15 protein-coding genes are annotated in these 17,743 nt (G+C 69.9%); 11 read left to right on the top strand and 4 right to left on the bottom strand.

Annotation, left to right across the window (positions count from 1 at the left end):
• Positions 1 to 22: 22 nt before the first annotated feature.
• A complete protein-coding gene (locus ACWGST_RS04685; protein WP_452045479.1) occupies positions 23 to 1,855 on the bottom strand; it encodes an AMP-dependent synthetase/ligase in 1,833 nt (610 codons plus the stop codon).
• Positions 1,856 to 2,005: 150 nt separating this feature from the next.
• Here ACWGST_RS04685 and ACWGST_RS04680 point away from each other — a divergent pair, with 150 nt between their 5' ends.
• The 3 genes from ACWGST_RS04680 to ACWGST_RS04670 all read left to right on the top strand — a co-directional run bounded on the left by ACWGST_RS04680 (position 2,006) and on the right by ACWGST_RS04670 (position 5,160).
• Positions 2,006 to 2,977, top strand: a complete 972-nt coding sequence (locus tag ACWGST_RS04680; protein ID WP_452045478.1) for an ROK family glucokinase — start codon at positions 2,006 to 2,008, stop codon at positions 2,975 to 2,977.
• A 35-nt stretch (positions 2,978 to 3,012) separates the two neighbouring features.
• Positions 3,013 to 3,702: a lysophospholipid acyltransferase family protein gene (locus ACWGST_RS04675; protein ID WP_056008212.1), complete on the top strand. Its 690-nt coding sequence runs from the start codon at positions 3,013 to 3,015 to the stop codon at positions 3,700 to 3,702.
• 123 nt (positions 3,703 to 3,825) lie between these two features.
• On the top strand, positions 3,826 to 5,160 hold the full coding sequence (locus ACWGST_RS04670; protein WP_452045477.1) for a class II 3-deoxy-7-phosphoheptulonate synthase: 1,335 nt from the start codon (positions 3,826 to 3,828) through the stop codon (positions 5,158 to 5,160).
• Positions 5,161 to 5,241: 81 nt separating this feature from the next.
• On the opposite strand, the gene pknB is transcribed toward ACWGST_RS04670, so the two are convergent.
• Entirely contained in the window at positions 5,242 to 7,170 is a 1,929-nt protein-coding gene (gene pknB / locus ACWGST_RS04665; RefSeq protein WP_452045476.1) for a Stk1 family PASTA domain-containing Ser/Thr kinase, read from the bottom strand.
• Positions 7,171 to 7,255: 85 nt separating this feature from the next.
• Positions 7,256 to 8,395, bottom strand: coding sequence for a LysM peptidoglycan-binding domain-containing protein (locus ACWGST_RS04660; RefSeq protein ID WP_452045475.1), 1,140 nt, complete (start codon positions 8,393 to 8,395; stop codon positions 7,256 to 7,258).
• A gap of 169 nt (positions 8,396 to 8,564) precedes the next feature.
• Here ACWGST_RS04660 and ACWGST_RS04655 point away from each other — a divergent pair, with 169 nt between their 5' ends.
• The gene (locus ACWGST_RS04655) at positions 8,565 to 8,903 is read left to right on the top strand and encodes an Rv2175c family DNA-binding protein (RefSeq protein ID WP_452045474.1); all 339 of its coding nucleotides are present in this window, start codon (positions 8,565 to 8,567) and stop codon (positions 8,901 to 8,903) included.
• Between the two features lie 14 nt (positions 8,904 to 8,917).
• Here ACWGST_RS04655 and ACWGST_RS04650 read toward each other — a convergent pair whose 3' ends face one another.
• Entirely contained in the window at positions 8,918 to 10,030 is a 1,113-nt protein-coding gene (locus ACWGST_RS04650) for a polyprenyl synthetase family protein (RefSeq protein ID WP_452045473.1), read from the bottom strand.
• Positions 10,031 to 10,104: 74 nt separating this feature from the next.
• Here ACWGST_RS04650 and ACWGST_RS04645 point away from each other — a divergent pair, with 74 nt between their 5' ends.
• From ACWGST_RS04645 to ACWGST_RS04615, 7 genes are all read left to right on the top strand, one after another.
• Positions 10,105 to 10,491 (top strand): DUF3040 domain-containing protein, encoded by a 387-nt coding sequence (locus tag ACWGST_RS04645; RefSeq protein WP_452045472.1) that lies wholly within the window; start codon positions 10,105 to 10,107, stop codon positions 10,489 to 10,491.
• 310 nt (positions 10,492 to 10,801) lie between these two features.
• Entirely contained in the window at positions 10,802 to 11,233 is a 432-nt protein-coding gene (mraZ, locus tag ACWGST_RS04640; protein WP_056651561.1) for a division/cell wall cluster transcriptional repressor MraZ, read from the top strand.
• 104 nt (positions 11,234 to 11,337) lie between these two features.
• The gene (rsmH, locus tag ACWGST_RS04635; RefSeq protein WP_452045471.1) at positions 11,338 to 12,291 is read left to right on the top strand and encodes a 16S rRNA (cytosine(1402)-N(4))-methyltransferase RsmH; all 954 of its coding nucleotides are present in this window, start codon (positions 11,338 to 11,340) and stop codon (positions 12,289 to 12,291) included.
• On the top strand, positions 12,288 to 12,878 hold the full coding sequence (locus ACWGST_RS04630) for a hypothetical protein (RefSeq protein ID WP_452045470.1): 591 nt from the start codon (positions 12,288 to 12,290) through the stop codon (positions 12,876 to 12,878). The genes rsmH and ACWGST_RS04630 overlap by 4 nt, the downstream gene beginning before the upstream one ends.
• 37 nt (positions 12,879 to 12,915) lie before the next feature.
• The gene (locus ACWGST_RS04625; RefSeq protein WP_452045469.1) at positions 12,916 to 14,721 is read left to right on the top strand and encodes a peptidoglycan D,D-transpeptidase FtsI family protein; all 1,806 of its coding nucleotides are present in this window, start codon (positions 12,916 to 12,918) and stop codon (positions 14,719 to 14,721) included.
• A gap of 13 nt (positions 14,722 to 14,734) precedes the next feature.
• Complete coding sequence (gene murE / locus ACWGST_RS04620; RefSeq protein ID WP_452045468.1) at positions 14,735 to 16,282, top strand: UDP-N-acetylmuramyl-tripeptide synthetase; 1,548 nt, start codon at positions 14,735 to 14,737, stop codon at positions 16,280 to 16,282.
• Positions 16,279 to 17,691: a UDP-N-acetylmuramoyl-tripeptide--D-alanyl-D-alanine ligase gene (locus ACWGST_RS04615; RefSeq protein ID WP_452045467.1), complete on the top strand. Its 1,413-nt coding sequence runs from the start codon at positions 16,279 to 16,281 to the stop codon at positions 17,689 to 17,691. The genes murE and ACWGST_RS04615 overlap by 4 nt, the downstream gene beginning before the upstream one ends.
• Positions 17,692 to 17,743 lie beyond the last annotated feature (52 nt).

Raw genomic sequence — 17,743 nt, 5'->3', positions numbered from 1 at the left:
GCTCAGTGCGACTCGAGCGTGCTCAATGCACGATCGAGTGCCCCTCGGTCGCCGGGGCGCCTGTGTACATCGCCTCGATCTGACCCGAGAAGTCGTCGAGGATGACATTGCGCTTGATGCTGAGCTTGGGGGTCAGGTGACCGCTGGCCTCGGTGAGCTCGATCGGCAGCAGCGTGAACTTGCGGATCGACTCCGCACGCGAGACCGTCTCGTTGGCCGCGTCGATCGCGCGCTGCACCTCGGCGAGCACGGCCGCGTTGACGGTCGCCTCTTCGATCGTCATGCCGGCGTCTTCGTCGTTGTTGTTGAGCCAGACCGGCAGCATCTCGGGGTCGAGCGTGATGAGCGCCGAGATGAAGGGCTTCTTGTCGCCGACCACGACGACCTGGCCGACGAGCGGGTTCGCACGGATCGGGTCTTCGAGCGCGGCGGGGGAGACGTTCTTGCCGCCGGCCGTGACGATGATCTCTTTCTTGCGACCCGTGATCGTGAGGAAGCCGTCGGCGTCGAACGAGCCGATGTCGCCGGTCTTGAACCACTCGCCGTCGAAGGCCTCGGCGGTCGCCTCGGGGTTCTTCCAGTACTCCTTGAAGATGTCGATGCCCTTGATCTGGATCTCGCCGTCGTCGGCGAGCCGCACCGAGACACCGGGAAGGGTCGGGCCGACGGTGCCGATCTTCGACTTGCTGGGCAGGTTCACGGTGGCCGGCGCAGTGGACTCGGTCAGACCGTAGCCCTCGAGGATCGTGATGCCGAGCGCGTGGTAGAAGTGGCCGAGTCGCGGGCCGAGCGGCGCGGAGCCCGACACGGCGTACTTGACGTTGCCGCCCATCGCCGCGCGGAGCTTGGAGAGCACGAGCGCGTCGAGCACCTTGAACTTGACCTTCAGGCCGAGCGGAACGGAGCCGGCCTCTTTCGCCATGGAATACGCCACGGCGGTGTCGGCGGCCGCGCGGAAGATCTTGCCCTTGCCGCCGGCCTCGGCCTTCTGCTCGGACGCGTTGTAGACCTTTTCGAACACCCGCGGAACGGCGAGGAGGAAGGACGGCTTGAAGCTCGCGAGCGCGGGCAGCAGTTGCTTCGTGTCGGCCTGGTGTCCGACGCGCACTCCGGCGTGCACCGAGAGCACCGCGATGAAGCGGGCGAACACGTGGGCCGTGGTGATGAAGAGCAGTGTCGAGGCGCCGTTGGGGTCGAGCACGACCTCGTCGAGCGCGACCGCGGCATTGCGCGAGAGCTCGACGAAGTTCGAGTGCGTCAGCACGCAGCCCTTGGGCTTGCCGGTCGAGCCGGAGGTGTAGATGAGGGTCGCGATGTCGTCGCCGACGGCGAGGTTGCGACGGCGCTCGATCTCGTTGTCGGCCACTTCGGCGCCGCCCGCGACGAGCTTGTCGAGGTCGCCGAGGTCGATCTGCCAGACGCTGCGGATGTCGGGCAGGTCGGGGTGCACCTCGTCGAACCGGGCGAAGTGGTCGGGCGTCTCGAGGATCACGCCGATGGCGCCCGAGTCGCTGAGGTTCCAGCGCACCTGCGAGGGCGAGCTGGTCTCGTAGATCGGCACGAGCACGGCGCCGGCGAACCAGGTGGCGAAGTCGATCAGGGTCCACTCGTAGCGGGTCTTGCACATCAGGCCGATCTTGTCGCCGGGCTCGATGCCGGCGGCGACGAGGCCCTTCGCGAGGGCGATCACCTGGTCGTAGAACTCTTTCGTCGTGACCGGCGACCAGCCCCCGTCGGCTGTGGGAAGCGAGAACAGCACGGAGTCGGGCGTCGCTGCGACGCGGTCGACGAGCAGGTCGGTGGTGTTCGCTTCGGGGTCTGCTGCGACCAAGGGCGGGGTAGCGAATTCGATCACGGTAGCTCCTTCGGCACCGGGCGGGCTGCGAACGGCTCGGGTACCGTCGCGAAACCTCTGCATTGGGGTCGATTACACTCTAGTCGTTGCTCGCGGCCGCCCCCGGTCTCAGCTCCATCACGCTTCGCCCCCTCTGAAAGGCAGCCCTCGGTGCACGCGATCGGTATCGACATCGGTGGAACGAAGATCGCCGGTGCGATCGTCGACCAGCTCGGAAACATCCTCGCAAGTGAGCGCGTGCCGACGCCCGCTGGTGACGCGACGCTCCTCGAGGACGCGGTCGTGGCGATGATCGAGTCGCTTCGCGAACGGGCCGACGAGCCCATCGCGGCGATCGGCGTCGCCGCCGCCGGCTTCGTGGACGCCGCCCAGTCCACCGTCTACTACGCACCCAACATCGATTGGCGCAACGAGCCGTTCCGCGAGAAGCTCGAGGCGAGGGTGGGCACGACCGTCGTCGTCGACAACGACGCCAACGCCGCGGGCTGGGCCGAGTTCCGGTTCGGCGCCGGGCGCCTCGTGAGCGACATGGTCATGCTCACGATCGGCACCGGCGTGGGCGGGGCGATCGTCGCGGGCGACCGGTTGTTCCGCGGGGGCTTCGGCGCCGGCGCCGAACTGGGTCACCTTCGCGTGGTTCCCGACGGCCTCGCCTGCGGGTGCGGGCAGCGGGGTTGCATCGAGCAGTACGGCTCCGGTCGCGCGCTCTTGCGCATGGCGAATGAGATCGCCGACGCGGGCGGCATCGGCCAGGCACTCGCACGGGCGCGCTCCGATCGCGGAGAACTCGACGGCCGCATCGTGGGAGACCTCATCGCGGCCGGCGACCCCGGTGCCGTCGCCGCCCTGCGACAGCTCGGCCAGTGGCTCGGGCAGGCCGCCGCGAGCCTCTCCGCGGTGCTCGACCCCCAACGATTCGTCTTCGGCGGCGGCGTCGCCGTGGCCGGCGACCTGCTGCTCGAGCCGATCCGAGCGGCCTACCTCGAGCACCTGCCGGCACGGGGCTATCACCCCGAGCCCGACTTCGTGATCGCCGAGCTCGTCAACGACGCCGGTGTCGTCGGCGCGGCGGACCTCGCACGCGTGTGGGTCGCCGAGCACGCCGGATCCCCGCGACGCTAGGCTGAGTCGGTGCTGCAGCAGGAAGGAGGACCGCGTTGTTCTACTGGATCATGAAGAACCTCGTGATCGGTCCGATCCTCCTCTCGATCTTCCGGCCGTGGGTCGTCGGCCTCGAGAACGTGCCGAAAGAGGGCGCGGTCGTGCTCGCCTCGAACCACCTCTCGTTCATCGATTCGATCTTCCTGCCGCTCATCGTCGACCGCCCGGTGGTCTTCCTGGCCAAGAGCGAGTACTTCACGGGCAAGGGCCTGAAGGGCTGGGCGACGAAGGTCTTCTTCCAGGCGGCGGGGCAGCTGCCGATCGACCGCTCCGGCGGCAAGGCGTCCGAGGCGTCGCTCGAGACCGGCCTGCGCGTGCTCGGCGAGGGCAAGATCCTCGGCATCTACCCGGAAGGCACCCGCAGCCCCGACGGCAAGCTCTACCGCGGTCGCACCGGTGTCGCGCGCATGGTGCTCGAGGCCGGCGTCCCGGTGATCCCCGTCGCGATGATCGGCACCGAGCACGTGATGCCGATCGGTTCGCGACTGCCCAAGGTGCGTCGTATCGGCATCATCCTCGGCGAGCCCGTCGACTTCAGCCGCTTCGAGGGGCTCGAGGGCGACCGCTTCGTGTTGCGTTCCGTGACCGACGAGCTCGTCTACGACCTGCGCGGGCTGAGCGGCCAGGAATACGTCGACGTCTACGCCAGTTCGGTGAAGGAGAAGCGCGCCTCGCAATCGCGATAGGCTCGTTCCGCGGGGACGCGACGTGCGTCGCCGTTCTCTTTTCCGGCGCCGAGTGCGCCCCGAACCCTCAGGACGTTCCCCGTGGTACAGCTCGTCGAGCCGGTCGTGAATGCAGATCCCTCCGTGATTGCCGGCCTCGACTATTGGCGCACGCTCCCCATCAAGCAGCAGCCGACCTGGCCCGACCTCGAAGCCGCCCACGCGGCATCCGCTGAGCTCGCGACCCTGCCGCCGCTCGTCTTCGCCGGCGAGGTCGACACGCTGCGCGACCGACTGGCCGCCGCGTCGCGCGGCGAGGCGTTCCTGCTGCAGGGCGGCGACTGCGCCGAGACCTTCGCGGGCGCCACCGCCGATCAGATCCGCAACCGCGTGAAGACGGTGCTGCAGATGGCGGTCGTGCTCACCTACGGCGCGTCGATGCCGGTCGTGAAGATGGGCCGTATGGCCGGGCAGTTCGCCAAGCCCCGTTCGAGCGATTCCGAGACGCGCGGCGACGTGACGCTGCCCGCCTACCGCGGCGACATCGTCAACGGTTACGACTTCACGCCCGAGTCGCGTGCGGCCGACCCCGCGCGGCTGATCAAGGGCTACCACACGGCGGCATCGACGCTGAACCTCATCCGCGCGTTCACGCAGGGCGGGTTCGCCGATCTGCGACAGGTGCACTCGTGGAACCAGGGCTTCGCGTCGAACCCGGCGAACGCCCGCTACGAGAAGATGGCTCGCGAGATCGACCGTGCGATCAAGTTCATGGAGGCCTGCGGCGCCGACTTCGAGGCGATCAAGCACACCGAGTTCTACACGGGCCACGAGGGCCTGCTGATGGACTACGAGCGCCCCATGACCCGCATCGACTCGCGCACCGGCACGCCGTACGACACGTCGAGCCACTTCATCTGGATCGGCGAGCGCACTCGTGAGCTCGACGGCGCGCACGTCGACTTCCTGTCGCGTGTTCGCAACCCGATCGGCGTCAAGCTCGGCCCGACGACGACGCCCGAGACGATGCTCGAGCTCGTCGAGAAGCTCGATCCCCAGCGCGAGCCGGGTCGACTCACCTTCATCACGCGCATGGGCGCCGGCAAGATCCGCGAGGCGCTGCCGCCCCTGCTCGAGGCGATCAAGGCGAGCGACGCGACGCCGCTGTGGGTCACCGACCCCATGCACGGCAACGGCATCACGACGCCCAACGGCTACAAGACGCGTCGCTTCGACGATGTCGTCGACGAGGTCAAGGGCTTCTTCGAGGCGCACCGCGATGCGGGCACGCACCCGGGCGGCATCCACGTCGAGCTCACGGGCGACGATGTCACCGAATGCCTCGGCGGTTCCGAGCACATCGACGAAGAGACCCTGGCCACCCGCTACGAGTCGCTCTGCGACCCGCGGCTGAACCACATGCAGTCGCTCGAGCTCGCGTTCCTCGTCGCCGAGGAGCTCGCGGCCCGCCGAAGCTGACGCAGTAGGCGCTCAGACAGAACAGACAGAACGGCGGATGCCTCGTGGCATCCGCCGTTCGTCGTCTGCGCGCCGCTTGGATCAGAGCGTGAGCGAACCCACGAGCCGCACGGTGCTGTTGCGCACGGCCTGGGTGTCGCCCGCGGGGTCTTGCGACTTCACGGTCGCGATCGGAAGGAAGATGTCGGGGAGTTCGTAGCTCGCCTTGAGCCCCGCGGCCTCGAGCATCGTGATCGCCTCCGACATCGTCTTGCCCACGACATTGGGCACCGTGACGAGGTCTTGCCCCTTCGAGAGGGTGAGGTTGATCGTGGCGCCCTGCCGAACGACCTCGGTCGTCGGCTCCGCCGCGAAGACCGAGCCTTCGGGGATCGCGCCCGAGTCGTCGAAGACGGGATCGAGGTAGGCGAACTGCAGCCCGGCCGTGGTGAGCGCGGCCTCTGCCTCGGCGCTCGGCATGCCGACGACGTCGGGCACGGGACCGGCCGAGACTACGAGCGTCAGCTCGCCGAGTTCGGCGTACGTCGCACCGACCGGGTTGCCCTCGGCGTCGAGCACGTCGATCACGGTGTCGACCGGCACGTCGCCGGTGAACTGCAGCACGTCGGGTTCGACGACCGTGAAATCCTTCAGGGCGGCGCGGGCGTCGGCCGACGCGGTTCCCCGCACCTCGGGCACGGGCAGGATGCTCGGACCGAGCGAGACGAAGAGCGTCACGGTCGAGCCGCGTTGCGCCTCGGCGCCGGCCGCCGGGTCGGTGCCCGAGACCTGGCCCTCCGGCACGACCGGGTCGTTGCGCTCGGCGGGCGCGACCGTGAACCCCGCCTCTTCGAGCACGGTGGTCGCCTCCTCAGGGGTGAACGTCGCCGTCTCGGGCACGATGGTGAGTGCCCCGGGGCCGGCGCCGAAGTACCAGCCGGTGCCCGCGGCGAGGCCGGTGAGCAGCAGCACGAGGGCGATGATCCAGTAGCCGCGTCGCTTGCGGCGATCGGCGCTCGTCGCAAGCGCCGCGGTGTCGTCGCCGTCGGACGCCTCGGCGGTCGCCGTCGCCGCGAGCGCGACGGGTGCGGCCGCCGCCCCGAGCACGCGCGTTTCGGCCGTCGCAGCGGGAGCCGCGGCATCCGGCAGGATCATCGTGGCCTGGGTCGCGAGCGACTGATGCGACGACCTGATCGACGGTTCGATCTCGCGCAGCCGCTCGAGCATCGCGCGGGCGTCGCTCGGCCGCTCGTCGGGGTCGCGGGCGGTGGCCCAGAGCACGAGCTCGTCGAGTTCGATGGGCACCGCCGGGTTGGACGAGCTCGGCGTCGGCACCTGGTCGTTCGCGTGCTGATACGCGATCGCCATCGGCGCCTCGCCGACGTAGGGCTGCTCGCCGGTGAGCATCTCGTACATCATGATGCCGACGGCGTAGATGTCGCTGCGGGCGTCGGCGACGCCGCGCGTCACGAGCTCGGGGGAGAGGTAGGCGATCGTGCCGAGCAGGGCCTGACCGGTCGCGGTGTTGGCGGTCGCGGCGCGGGCCAGGCCGAAGTCGCCGAGCTTGATGCGGCCGTCGTCGGCGAGCAGCACGTTCTCTGGCTTCAGGTCACGGTGCACGATGCCGGCCTTGTGCGCGGCGGCGAGGCCGGCGAGCACGGCATCCATGATGTCGACGGTCTGCTCGGGCGTGAGCTTCTTGTAGTCCTTCAGCAGCTCGCGCAGCGTGATGCCGGGCAGGTACTCCATGACGAGGTAGGCCATGTCGGCGTCCTGGCCCTGGTCGAAGACGTTCACGACGTTCGGGTGCGCGAGGCGGGCGGCCGAGCGGGCCTCTTGCACGAACCGGGTCTTGAAGGTGTTGTCGTCGGCGAGGTGGCCGTGCATGATCTTGATCGCGACCCGACGCTCGAGGCGCAGATCGGTCGCGAGGTAGACCGTCGCCATGCCCCCGCGGGCGATGCGGGAGCGCACCTGATAGCGGCCGTCGATGAGACGGCCGATCATCGGGTCGACAGGCGCAGTGGTCACCCTGAGAGTCTACGAAGAGCTATATGCCCGGGCCCGCGCAAACGCCGACGGCGCGCCGATCGCAACTCCATCGTGATGCTCGTGTTCAGCCGAGCTCCGAGAGCCAGGCGCGCGCCGAGACCTCCCACTTCGCGTAGTGGTCGGGGTGCGCGCTCAGCTGCACGGCCTGTGCCGCTTGCGTGACGGTGAGGGATTCCCATCCCGGAATATCGAGCAGGCCGCGAGTACGCCCGGGGTTGGGATTGGCGTCCCCGCCGTAGAAGGCGGTCGCCGCCCGCACCGGGTCGAGCACTTCGTCGACCGTGCCCCAGCCCTGGCCCGGCCGCTGCTGGAACAGGCCGAGCGAGTCGAGGTCGCCGTAGTCGTGGTTCTTCAGGCCCGACTCCTGCGCGGCGGCGGCGAGGGCGATGACGATGCCCTGCTCGGGCACGCCGAGGGAGCGGCCCACGTCGACGATGATGCGGGCGTTCGCGCGCATCTCATCCGTGAGCGCGACGCTGACGGAGGCGACCGCGACGACCGGCACCGGGGCGGCCGGTTCGGGGGCCACGGGGACGGGCGCAGCCGGTTCGGGTGCCGGCGCCGGGGCGGACTCGGTCGACACGGGAGCTGCGGCGGCCGCGACCTCCGTGCCGCCGGGCGGCAGCACGATCGACTGGCCGGGGAAGATCAGGCTCTGCCGACTCAGTCCGTTCGCGCTCAGCATCTCGTCGAGCGAGACGCCGTACGCGGCGGCGATGCCGCTCATCGTGTCGCCGGCGACGACGGTGTGGCGTGGCAGTTCGGCGGCGACGGCGATCGGGGCTGGCGCGGCCGTGCCGCCGGGCAGCGCGAGCCGTTGCCCCGGGAAGATCAGGCTCGACCAGCTGAGGCCGTTGAGCGCGAGCACGTCGGCCGTGGCGAGGCCGTACCGCTCGGCGATGCCGCTCACGGTGTCGCCGTCGCCGACGGTGAACTCGGCCGGCGCCGAGTTCGACGAGGCCGCGGCCGCGCGCGCCGACTGCGTGGCCGCGCCGCTGCTCACGGCCTTCGCCTTGAGCGTGCGCTTCGCCGGCTGCTGCGCTGCCTCGGCGGGCTGCGCGATGCCGAGCGTGACGGCGACGGTGCCGACCACGGCCAGCGGCAGGGCGATCAGGCGACGGATGCCGCGGCGCCGGTTGCTCTCGGAGACGGATCGTCGGGTTCGCTCCGGCGGTTCACCGGCGGGCACTGCGTCGTACGTCATCGTTCCCCCTCTACCGGCACCTGCTCCCGGCCCCCGCGGCAACCGTCGCATAGGCGCAATCGCGAGTCAAACACCTCGGCGCGCGTCGTCCGTGCCGGTCGGGCTCGTCGATACCGGAGGTTTACGTGACGGGTTCCGCAAGACCGCCGGCTCATGGCAGTCTTGAACCGTGACCGATGCTGCCGAAACCGACTGGCTGACCGTTCCCGACCTCGTCGAGCTGCTCGGGCAGAGCCCGAGCCGCATCCGACGACTCATCGACGACAAGCACCTGCTCGCCGCGCGCATCGACGGGGTGCTGAAGGTGCCCGCCGTGTTCCTGCGCGACGACGCACCCCTGCCCGAGCTGCACGGCACGGCCAACGTGCTCGCCGACGCGGGCTTCACCGACGCCGAGGCGCTCGAGTGGATGCTCGCCGAGGAGGACAGCCTCGGCACCTCGCCCATCGCCGCGCTGCTCGCGGGCCGCAAGGCCGAGGTGCGCCGCGTCGCACAAGCGCTCGCCTGAACCCGCTCGCGTGCTCAGCTCGTGCGGCGGGTGACCGCTTTCGCGAGTGAGCCGAGCTCGCTGCGCGCGTTCCGACTGAGCGGGGCGTCGGCCAGCGCCGACATCGCGGTCGCGACGTTCGACGAGATGAGCGCCTCGACCTCGTCGACCGCGCCGCACTCGCGGATCGTCTGCTGCAGCATCCGCACCTGCTCGGGTGCGAGATCGGGGTCGCCGAGGAGCTCGTCGAGCAGGCGGCGCTGCCCGGGGGCGAGTCGTTCGCGGGCGATCGCGATGAGCATCGTGCGCTTGCCCTCGCGCAGGTCGTCGCCGCTCGGCTTGCCGGTGACGTCGGGGTCGCCGAAGACCCCGAGCAGGTCGTCGCGCAGTTGATACGCGATGCCGAGCGGCAGCCCGAACGCGCGCAGCGCCTCGAACTGCGCGGCCGTCGCTCCGGCGATCGCACCGCCGATCATGAGCGGTGCTTCGACGCTGTACTTCGCCGACTTGTAGACGATGACGCGTTCGGCGCGCAGTCGCTGCTCGGCCTCGGCCTGGCTGCGCCACGCGCGCTCCTCGAGGATGTCGAGGTACTGGCCGGCGGTGACTTCGGTGCGCATGCGCATGAACTCGGCGCGTGCCCGCCGGGCGGCATCGGCGTCGGGCAGGGCCGAGAGGCCCTCGTCGAACAGCTCGTCGCTCCACCCGAGCAGCAGGTCGCCGAGAAGAATCGCGGCGGCCCGGCCGAACTCCGCCGCCGAGCCGTCCCAGCCGGCGTCCGCGTGCAGCTGTTCGAAGAGGCGGTGACCCGACGGGGCCCCGCGACGGGTGTCGGAGTTGTCGATGATGTCGTCGTGCAGCAGCGCCGCAGCGTGGAAGAGCTCGAGAGCGGATGCCGCGGAGATGATCGGGAATCGATCGCGCCCGCCCTCCCCGGCGAAGGGGTCGAAGCCGCGTCCGCCGACGGCCTCCCAGCCCCAGTAGCAGAACAGCGCCCGGAAGCGCTTGCCCCCGCTGAGAAACCGCCTTGAGAACGCGTCGAGCGGGTCGAGATCGGGGCTGATCTCGCGGAGAATGGAAGTGCGTTCGGCGAGGAAACCCTCGATGCGTTCGTGCACCATATCGACCAGTCGGGAACCGTGAGCCACCCGCCTAGCCTAGCGAGGCCGGGCAGGGCTAGAATGGACTCGGATGCGTCGATCCCGAGCCTGAGGGGAATGAGATGCCGCTTTCAGAGCAGGAGCAACGTCTTCTCGAGGAGATGGAGCGGAACCTCTATCGCAATGACGCCGACTTCGTGCAAGCGGTCGGCGGAGTTCGTGGTCGACGACCCAACTACCGGGCCATCGTGCTCGGTGTGCTGCTGGCCGTCGCCGGTGTCGGCGCGCTCATCGCGGGCGTGGCCTCGCAGTTGCTCGCCATCGGCATCATCGGCTTCGCCTTGATGTTCGCCGGCGTTCTCGTGGCGATCACCCCTTCGAAGCGCGGCGCCGCCGCAGCGGCTCCGGCGGAGCCCGCCTCGACGCAGCGCGGTCGGCGCCCGACGGGCGGCAACTTCATGGACCGCATGAACGATCGATGGGACCGCCGCCAAGACGGCCACGACTGACCCCTCCACATCGCACCACCCGCACGGGTCGATCCTCGGATCGGCCCGTTTTTTCGTGCGCCCGATGAGGCGCGGCGCGTTCTGACGGCCCGTAGCACGCGGCATCCGCTTCGTTGAATGCCTGGATTCCCTCTCTCTTGCCGTGGTTCGTCACAATCCCTCCACTCCGCTCCACCCCAGCAGATCCCAGTGTTCATGGGCGATGGGGTGCCGGCGACACGCTGATTCGAGCAAATGTCGTTGATCGGTGGATGAGAGTGGAGTAAAGTGGGGCCACCTGGATTCTGGCCGGAGGAAAGGGGGTGGTGCGGTGTTCCTCGGTAGCTACGAACCAAAGCTCGATGAGAAGGGCCGCGTCATTCTTCCGGCGAAATTCCGGGAGGAGCTTTCCAGCGGTCTCGTGCTCACGCGCGGGCAGGAACACTGCATCTACGTGTTCAGCGCGCGGGAGTTCGAGAGCATGAGCGACAAGATCCGCCAAGCCCCGGTAACGAGCAAGCAGGCACGCGACTACATGCGCGTCTTCCTCTCGGGGGCTTCCGCGGAGACCCCCGACAAGCAGCATCGCGTCACCATCCCCGCCACGCTCCGCGCGTACGCGGGCCTCGACCGAGACCTCACGGTGATCGGAACGGGCAGCCGGGTGGAGATCTGGGACGCGACGGCGTGGGCGAGCTACCTCGCCGAGCAGGAGGCGGCCTTCGCGGACACGGCGGAGGAGGTGATCCCCGGACTCTTCTAGTCCTCGGGCTCCGACTCCCAGCCGGCCGCGCCTGGTGCACTTCCCCGCATCAGGACGAACGGATGGGGATCGGAACCCGAGGCCACGAAGGGCAAGGCGGAATCATGGACATCGAACGCATTCACACCCCGGTCATGCTCGAGCGCACGCTCGAACTGCTCGCGCCGGCCCTCGAGGCCGACGGCGCCGTGATGGTCGACGCGACCCTCGGCATGGGCGGTCACACCGCGGCGTTCCTCGAGCGGTTCCCGAAGCTCACCGTCATCGGCCTCGACCGCGACACCGACGCGCTCGGCATCGCCCGCGAGCGACTCGCGAAATTCGGCGACCGCGCCCGCTTCGTGCACACGGTCTACGACGGCATCGTCGAGGCGGTTCGCGGCGAGGGCTTCCGCGAAGTGCAGGGCGTGCTCTTCGACCTCGGCGTCTCGTCGCTGCAGCTCGACCGCGCCGAGCGCGGCTTCGCCTACTCGAAAGATGCTCCGCTCGACATGCGCATGGACGTCACGAGCGGGCGAACGGCGGCCGACGTGATCGCCGAGGAGAGCGAAGACGAGCTGCGACGCATCTTCCTCGACTACGGCGAGGAGAAGCTCGCCGCCCGGTACGCCCGGGCGATCGTGCGAGCGAGGGCCGAGGCGCCGATCACGCGCTCGGCCGAGCTCGTCGCGGTGATCCAGGCGGCGACGCCGGTGGCGGTGCAGCGTCAAGGCCACCCCGCGAAGCGCGTCTTCCAGGCACTGCGCATCGAGGTCAACGAAGAGCTCTCGGTGCTCGAGCGGGCGATGCCCGCCGCCCTCGAGACGATCGCCGTCGGCGGCCGCATCGTCGTGCTCGCGTACCAGTCCCTCGAAGACCGCATCGTCAAGCGCTCGCTCGCCGCGGCGTCGAGCTCGACGGCGCCCGCCGGCCTGCCGATGGAGCTGCCCGAGCACCGACCCGAGTTCAAGCTCCTCGTGCGCGGCGCCGAACTCGCGAGCGAAGACGAGCAGGCCGAGAACCCGCGGGCCAAGCCCGTGCGCCTTCGTGCCGCCGAGCGAGTGCGGAGGCCGTCATGAGCGCCCTGCCCGCCCAGTCGCTTCCGGCACCTCGACGAGTCGGCCCAGGGCGCCCGCAGCGCCGCCTGCGTCCGGCGCCCGAACGGGCGACGCGTACGAAGCCGCGGCTCGGCTACGCGATCATCGCGCTCGGGGGAGTCGCGGTCATCATCGTCGCGCAACTGCTGCTCTCGATCGCCGTCACCCAGGGTGCCTACGAGATCGACGCGCTGCAGATGCAGCAGGCGACGCTCGCGCGCGACGAGCAGAAGCTCTCGGAAGACGTCGACCGCGTGCAGTCGCCCCAGTACCTCGCCGCGAGGGCCGAGGGTCTCGGCATGGTGCCGAACTCGAACCCGGTGCTGCTTCGGCTCTCCGACGGTGCCGTCGTCGGCCAGCCGACGGCGGCGGTGGGCGGTGCCGCGACGTCTGCACCGCTCGTCCCGAATGCGCTGATCGACGGCGTGCCGCCCGATGCGGCGACACAGGCGGGGCAGACTCCGACCGGGGGCATGCCCGTGCAGACGGGCGACGCACCGCCCGAGACTCCCGCGGCAGTCTCGGTGCCGCCCGCCGACGGCGGACTGCCGACACCCGCCACGCACTGAACGCTCGACCCCTGCAAGGAAGTCCCGGATGAATCGGATGAATCGCACCAGCCGCCACCCGATGCGACGGATCCTGCTCTCGGCGGCCGTGCTGGCGGCTCTCGTGGGCGTCTTCGTCGTGCGGCTCGTCGACATCCAGATCGTGCGCGCCTCCGAACTGAACGAACAGGCGCAAGAGGCGCGATCCGAGCCGGTCACGGTGTACGGCGCGCGCGGTGACATCGTCGACGTGAACGGCAAGGTGCTCGCCGACAGCGTCATGCGGTACGACATCGCGCTCTCGCCGAAGCAGGCGTCGAAAGGGCCGGTCTCGCGCGAGGAGCCCGACCCCGACGACCCCGCGAAGACGAAGATGGTCGACGTGCCGCTCGAACAGATCGCGGCCGAGCTCGGCGCCGTCGTCGGCCTCACGGGCGATCAGGTGCAGGGCATCATCACGGCGGCCCTCGCCGACGACCCGACCTCCGATTTCGCCTACGTGGCCAAGCTCGTCGACACCGAGACCTACGAGGCCGTCAAGGCGCTCGACATCCCATGGGTCGAGCCCTACCGGCACCCGAGCCGCCGCTATCCGAACGGCGCGGTCGCGGGCAACCTCGTGGGCTGGGTCGACCCCGACGGCGAGCCGGTGCAGGGCCTCGAGCTCTCTGAAGACCAGTGCCTCGCGAGCGAGGACGGCAAGGTCAGCTACCTGCACAGCCTGCAGGACTGGGTGCGGATCCCCGGTACCGAGATCGTGCACAAACAGGCGCGCGACGGCGGCACCTTGAAGCTCACGATCGACACCGACCTGCAGTGGGCGGTGCAGCGCATCGCCGAGCAACGGGTGCAGGAGACCGGCGCCGAGTGGGCGACCGTCACCGTCATGGAGGCCAAGACCGGCCGGCTGCTCGCGGTCGCCGACGTGCCGACCGTCGACCCCAACGATCCGTCGGCGATCAACGCGGAGGATCGAGGATCGCGCTCGTTCACGGCGCCGTTCGAGCCCGGGTCGACATTCAAGGCTCTCACCGCGGCATCCGTCATCAACGCCGGCCTGGCCGACCCATTCAGCCAGGTCGTCGCGCCGTACTGGTACTACCCGCCGAACGGGGCCAAGTTCCGAGACAGCTCGCCGCACGACGACCTGAACCTCACGCTGACCGGTGTGCTGATCGAATCCTCGAACACCGGCATCGCCCAGTTCGGCGAACTCATGACCGACCGGGCCCGCTACGACGACATGGTGAAGTTCGGCCTCGGCCACGAGACCGAGGTCGGGTTTCCGGTCGAGGCGAGCGGCGACCTGCACGGCGACCCCGACGACTGGGACAACCAGACGAAGTACGCGACGATGTTCGGTCAGGGGCTCACGACGACGGCCGTGCAGATCGCGAGCGTGTACCAGACCATCGCCAACGGCGGCGTGCGCATGCCAGTGACCCTCGTCGACGGCTGCGTCGATGAGCACGGCGTCGCGACCACGCCGCCGTCGCAGGGCGAACGGGTGGTCTCGGCCGAAGCGGCGAGCGAGACGAGTCAGATGCTCGAGCGCGTCTACGAGGACGCCTGGCTCTCGGACGAGTGGAACATCCCGGGCTATCGGGTCGCTGCGAAGACGGGCACCGCCCAGGTGCCCGACGGCAACGGCGGCTACCAGCACGGATACCTCGTCTCGGTCTCGGGTTTCGCCCCGGCCGACGATCCGCAGTTCGTCGTTTCGGTGAGCATCATGAATCCCGTTAAGATGAATTCGTCCGCCGCATCCGCTCCCGTCTTCCAAGAGGTGATGAGCCAGGTGTTGAAGAAGTACCGGACCGTTCCATCCGGCGCCCCGGCGCCCGAGCTGCCAGCCACCTGGTGAGAAAGTTGGGTTCGTGACCGGATCGCCTCTCACGGCCCTCCGGCCGAAGCACCCGAGTCCTCGATCGCTTCCCGGCCTCGCCGAAGCATTCGGATTCGCCGTGCTCGGCGAGATCGACGGTCTCCAGGTGACCGGCGCCGGCCTCTCCTCGAAGACCGTGCAGCCCGGCGACCTCTACGTCGGTGTTCCCGGCCGCAACGCCCACGGCGCCGATTTCGCCGCGGCCGCCCGCGAGGCGGGCGCCGTGGCACTGCTGACCGATGCCGCAGGCGCCGAGCGTGCCGCCGACGCGGGGCTGCCGATCCTCGTGACCGACGACGCGCGCGCCGCGCTCGGCGACGTCGCGGCCTGGATCCACGGCACCGCCGACAACCCCGCGACGTTCTTCGCCGTCACGGGCACCAACGGCAAGACGAGCGTCGTGTACCTGCTCTACGGCATGCTCCGCCAGCTCGGCGTGACCGCGGGCCTCACCTCGACGGCCGAGCGCCGCATCGGCGACGAAGCCGTGACGAGCTCGCTCACGACCCCCGAGGCGAGCGAGTTGCACGCGCTGCTCGCCCGCATGCGCGAGGTCGACGTGCGCGCCGTCGGCATCGAGGTCTCGGCGCAGGCGCTCTCGCGCCACCGGGTCGACGGGCTCGTCTTCGACGTCGTGGGCTTCACGAACCTCACGCACGACCACCTCGACGACTACTCGTCGATGAGCGAGTACTTCGAAGCCAAGCGCGAGCTGTTCCAGCCCGAGCGCGCGCACCGCGGTGTGGTGACGGTCGACTCCGAGTGGGGCCGTCGACTCCTCGCCGAGTCGGGCATCCCGGTGACGACGCTCACCTCGATCGAGGGCGTCGACGCCGACTGGCGCATCACCGTGCTCGACGAGGGCGTCGACCACACCTCGTTCCGACTCGACGGCCCCGACGGCCGCAGCATCGAGAGCCGCGTACCGCTGCTCGGCTGGTACATGGCCGCCAACGCCGCCCTCGCGATCGTCATGCTCGTCGAGGCCGGGTACGACCTCGACCGCATCGCCGAGGCCCTCGAGCGCGACGGCGGCGTCGATGCGTACATCCCAGGCCGGGCCGAGCGCATCTCGGGCGACCGCGGCCCCGTCGTCTACATCGACTACGGCCACAGCCCCGACGCGTTCCTGCAGACGCTCGGCGCGATCCGCCGCGCCACCGACGGCCGCGTCGTCATGGTCTTCGGCGCCGATGGCGACCGCGACACCACGAAGCGGACCGAGATGGGCGCGATCGCCGCTCGCGGCGCCGACGTGGTCGTCGTGACCGACTTCCACCCCCGGTGGGAGGACCCGGCGGCGATCCGCGCCGCACTCATCGCGGGCGCACGCGACGCCGTGCCCGACCGCGAGATCCACGAGATCGCCGACCCGCGCGAGGCGTTCCGCGCCGCGCTCGCCCTCGCGGGCGACGGCGACGCGATCCTCTACGCCGGCCCCGGCCATGAGGACTACCACGAAGTGAAGGGCGTCAAGATCCCGTACTCCGCCAGAGACGATTCCCGGCAGGCGCTTCGCGATGCGGGGTGGCTCGCATGATCGCCATGACCCTGGCCGAGCTCGCCTCGGCCGCCGGTGGCGCGCTCCGACTCGAGGGCACTCCCGTCACCGCCGACACGATCGTCGACGGCGTCGTGACGACCGACTCCCGTGAGGTCGAGGCCGGCGGCGTCTTCGTCGCCAAGCGCGGCGAGTTCGACGACGGTCACCGCTTCGCGCCCGCCGCCGCCGAACAGGGCGCGGCCCTGCTCATCGTCGAGCACGCGCTCGACCTGCCCGTGCCGCAGATCGTCGTGGCCGACTCGGTCGACGCACTCGGCGCCCTCGCGACCGAGGTCGTGCGCCGAGTGCGCTCGCTCGGGCGGCTCCGCATCGTCGGCGTGACGGGCTCGAACGGCAAGACGACGACGAAGAACCTGCTGCGCACCGTGCTCGAGCAGGTCGGCCCGACGGTCGCTGCCCGCGCCTCGTTCAACAACGAGGTCGGTGCGCCGATCACGATGCTCGAACTCACGAACGACACCGAGTTCCTCGTCGCCGAGATGGGTGCCTCGGGCGTCGGCGAGATCGCGCGGCTCGTGCGCATGGCCCGGCCCGACGTCGGCATCGTGCTGAAGGTCGGCCTCGCGCACGCCGGCGAGTTCGGCGGCATCGAGCAGACGGTGCTGGCCAAGTCCGAGATGGTCACCGACCTCACCGACACGGATGTCGCGGTGCTGAACGCCGACGACCCGCGCGTGGTGCCCATGGCAGGGCTCACCGCGGCGCGCGTCGTCTGGTTCGGCTTCGGCGAGTCCGCCGACGTTCGCGCCACCGACATCCGGGCGCATGCCCGCGGCACCGAGTTCACCGTGACGATCCCCGGTGGCGAGTCCGCACGCGTGCGGTTCTCGGTGCTCGGCGAACATCACGTGATGAACGCACTCGCGGCCATCGCGGCATCCGTCGAACTCGGCGTGCCGCTCGCCTCGGTCGTCGCCGCGCTCGAGCAGGTGACCCTCGCCGAACGCTGGCGCATGCAGGTGATGGGCGGGCGCGACGGCATCACGATCATCAACGACGCGTACAACGCGAGCCCCGACTCGATGTCGGCCGCGCTCAAGACCCTCGCACAGGTGAAGAACCCCGAGGCCCGCACGATCGCGGTGCTCGGCGAGATGAGCGAGCTCGGCGAGTTCTCGGGTGAAGAGCACGATCGCATCGGTCTGCTCGCGGTTCGGCTCGGCATCTCGCAACTCGTCGTGGTGGGGGCGGGCGCTCGGCGCCTGCACATCACGGCGATCAACGAGGGCTCGTGGGACGGCGAATCCGCGTTCGTCGAGTCCGCCGACGAGGCGTTCGACCTCGTCACGTCGTCCGTGCGCCCCGGCGACACGGTTTTGGTGAAATCGTCGAACGCGGCGGGTCTCCGCCTGCTGGGCGACCGACTGGGAGAATGGTTCGCATGAGCGGCGGGGCAGCACTGATGATCCGCCACCTCGGCGACCGACTTGGGGAGTG

The organism is Agromyces sp. NPDC055520 (assembly GCF_053619715.1).
The sequence above is the reverse complement of the archived record's forward strand: the minus strand, read 5'-3'. Positions and strand labels throughout refer to the sequence as shown.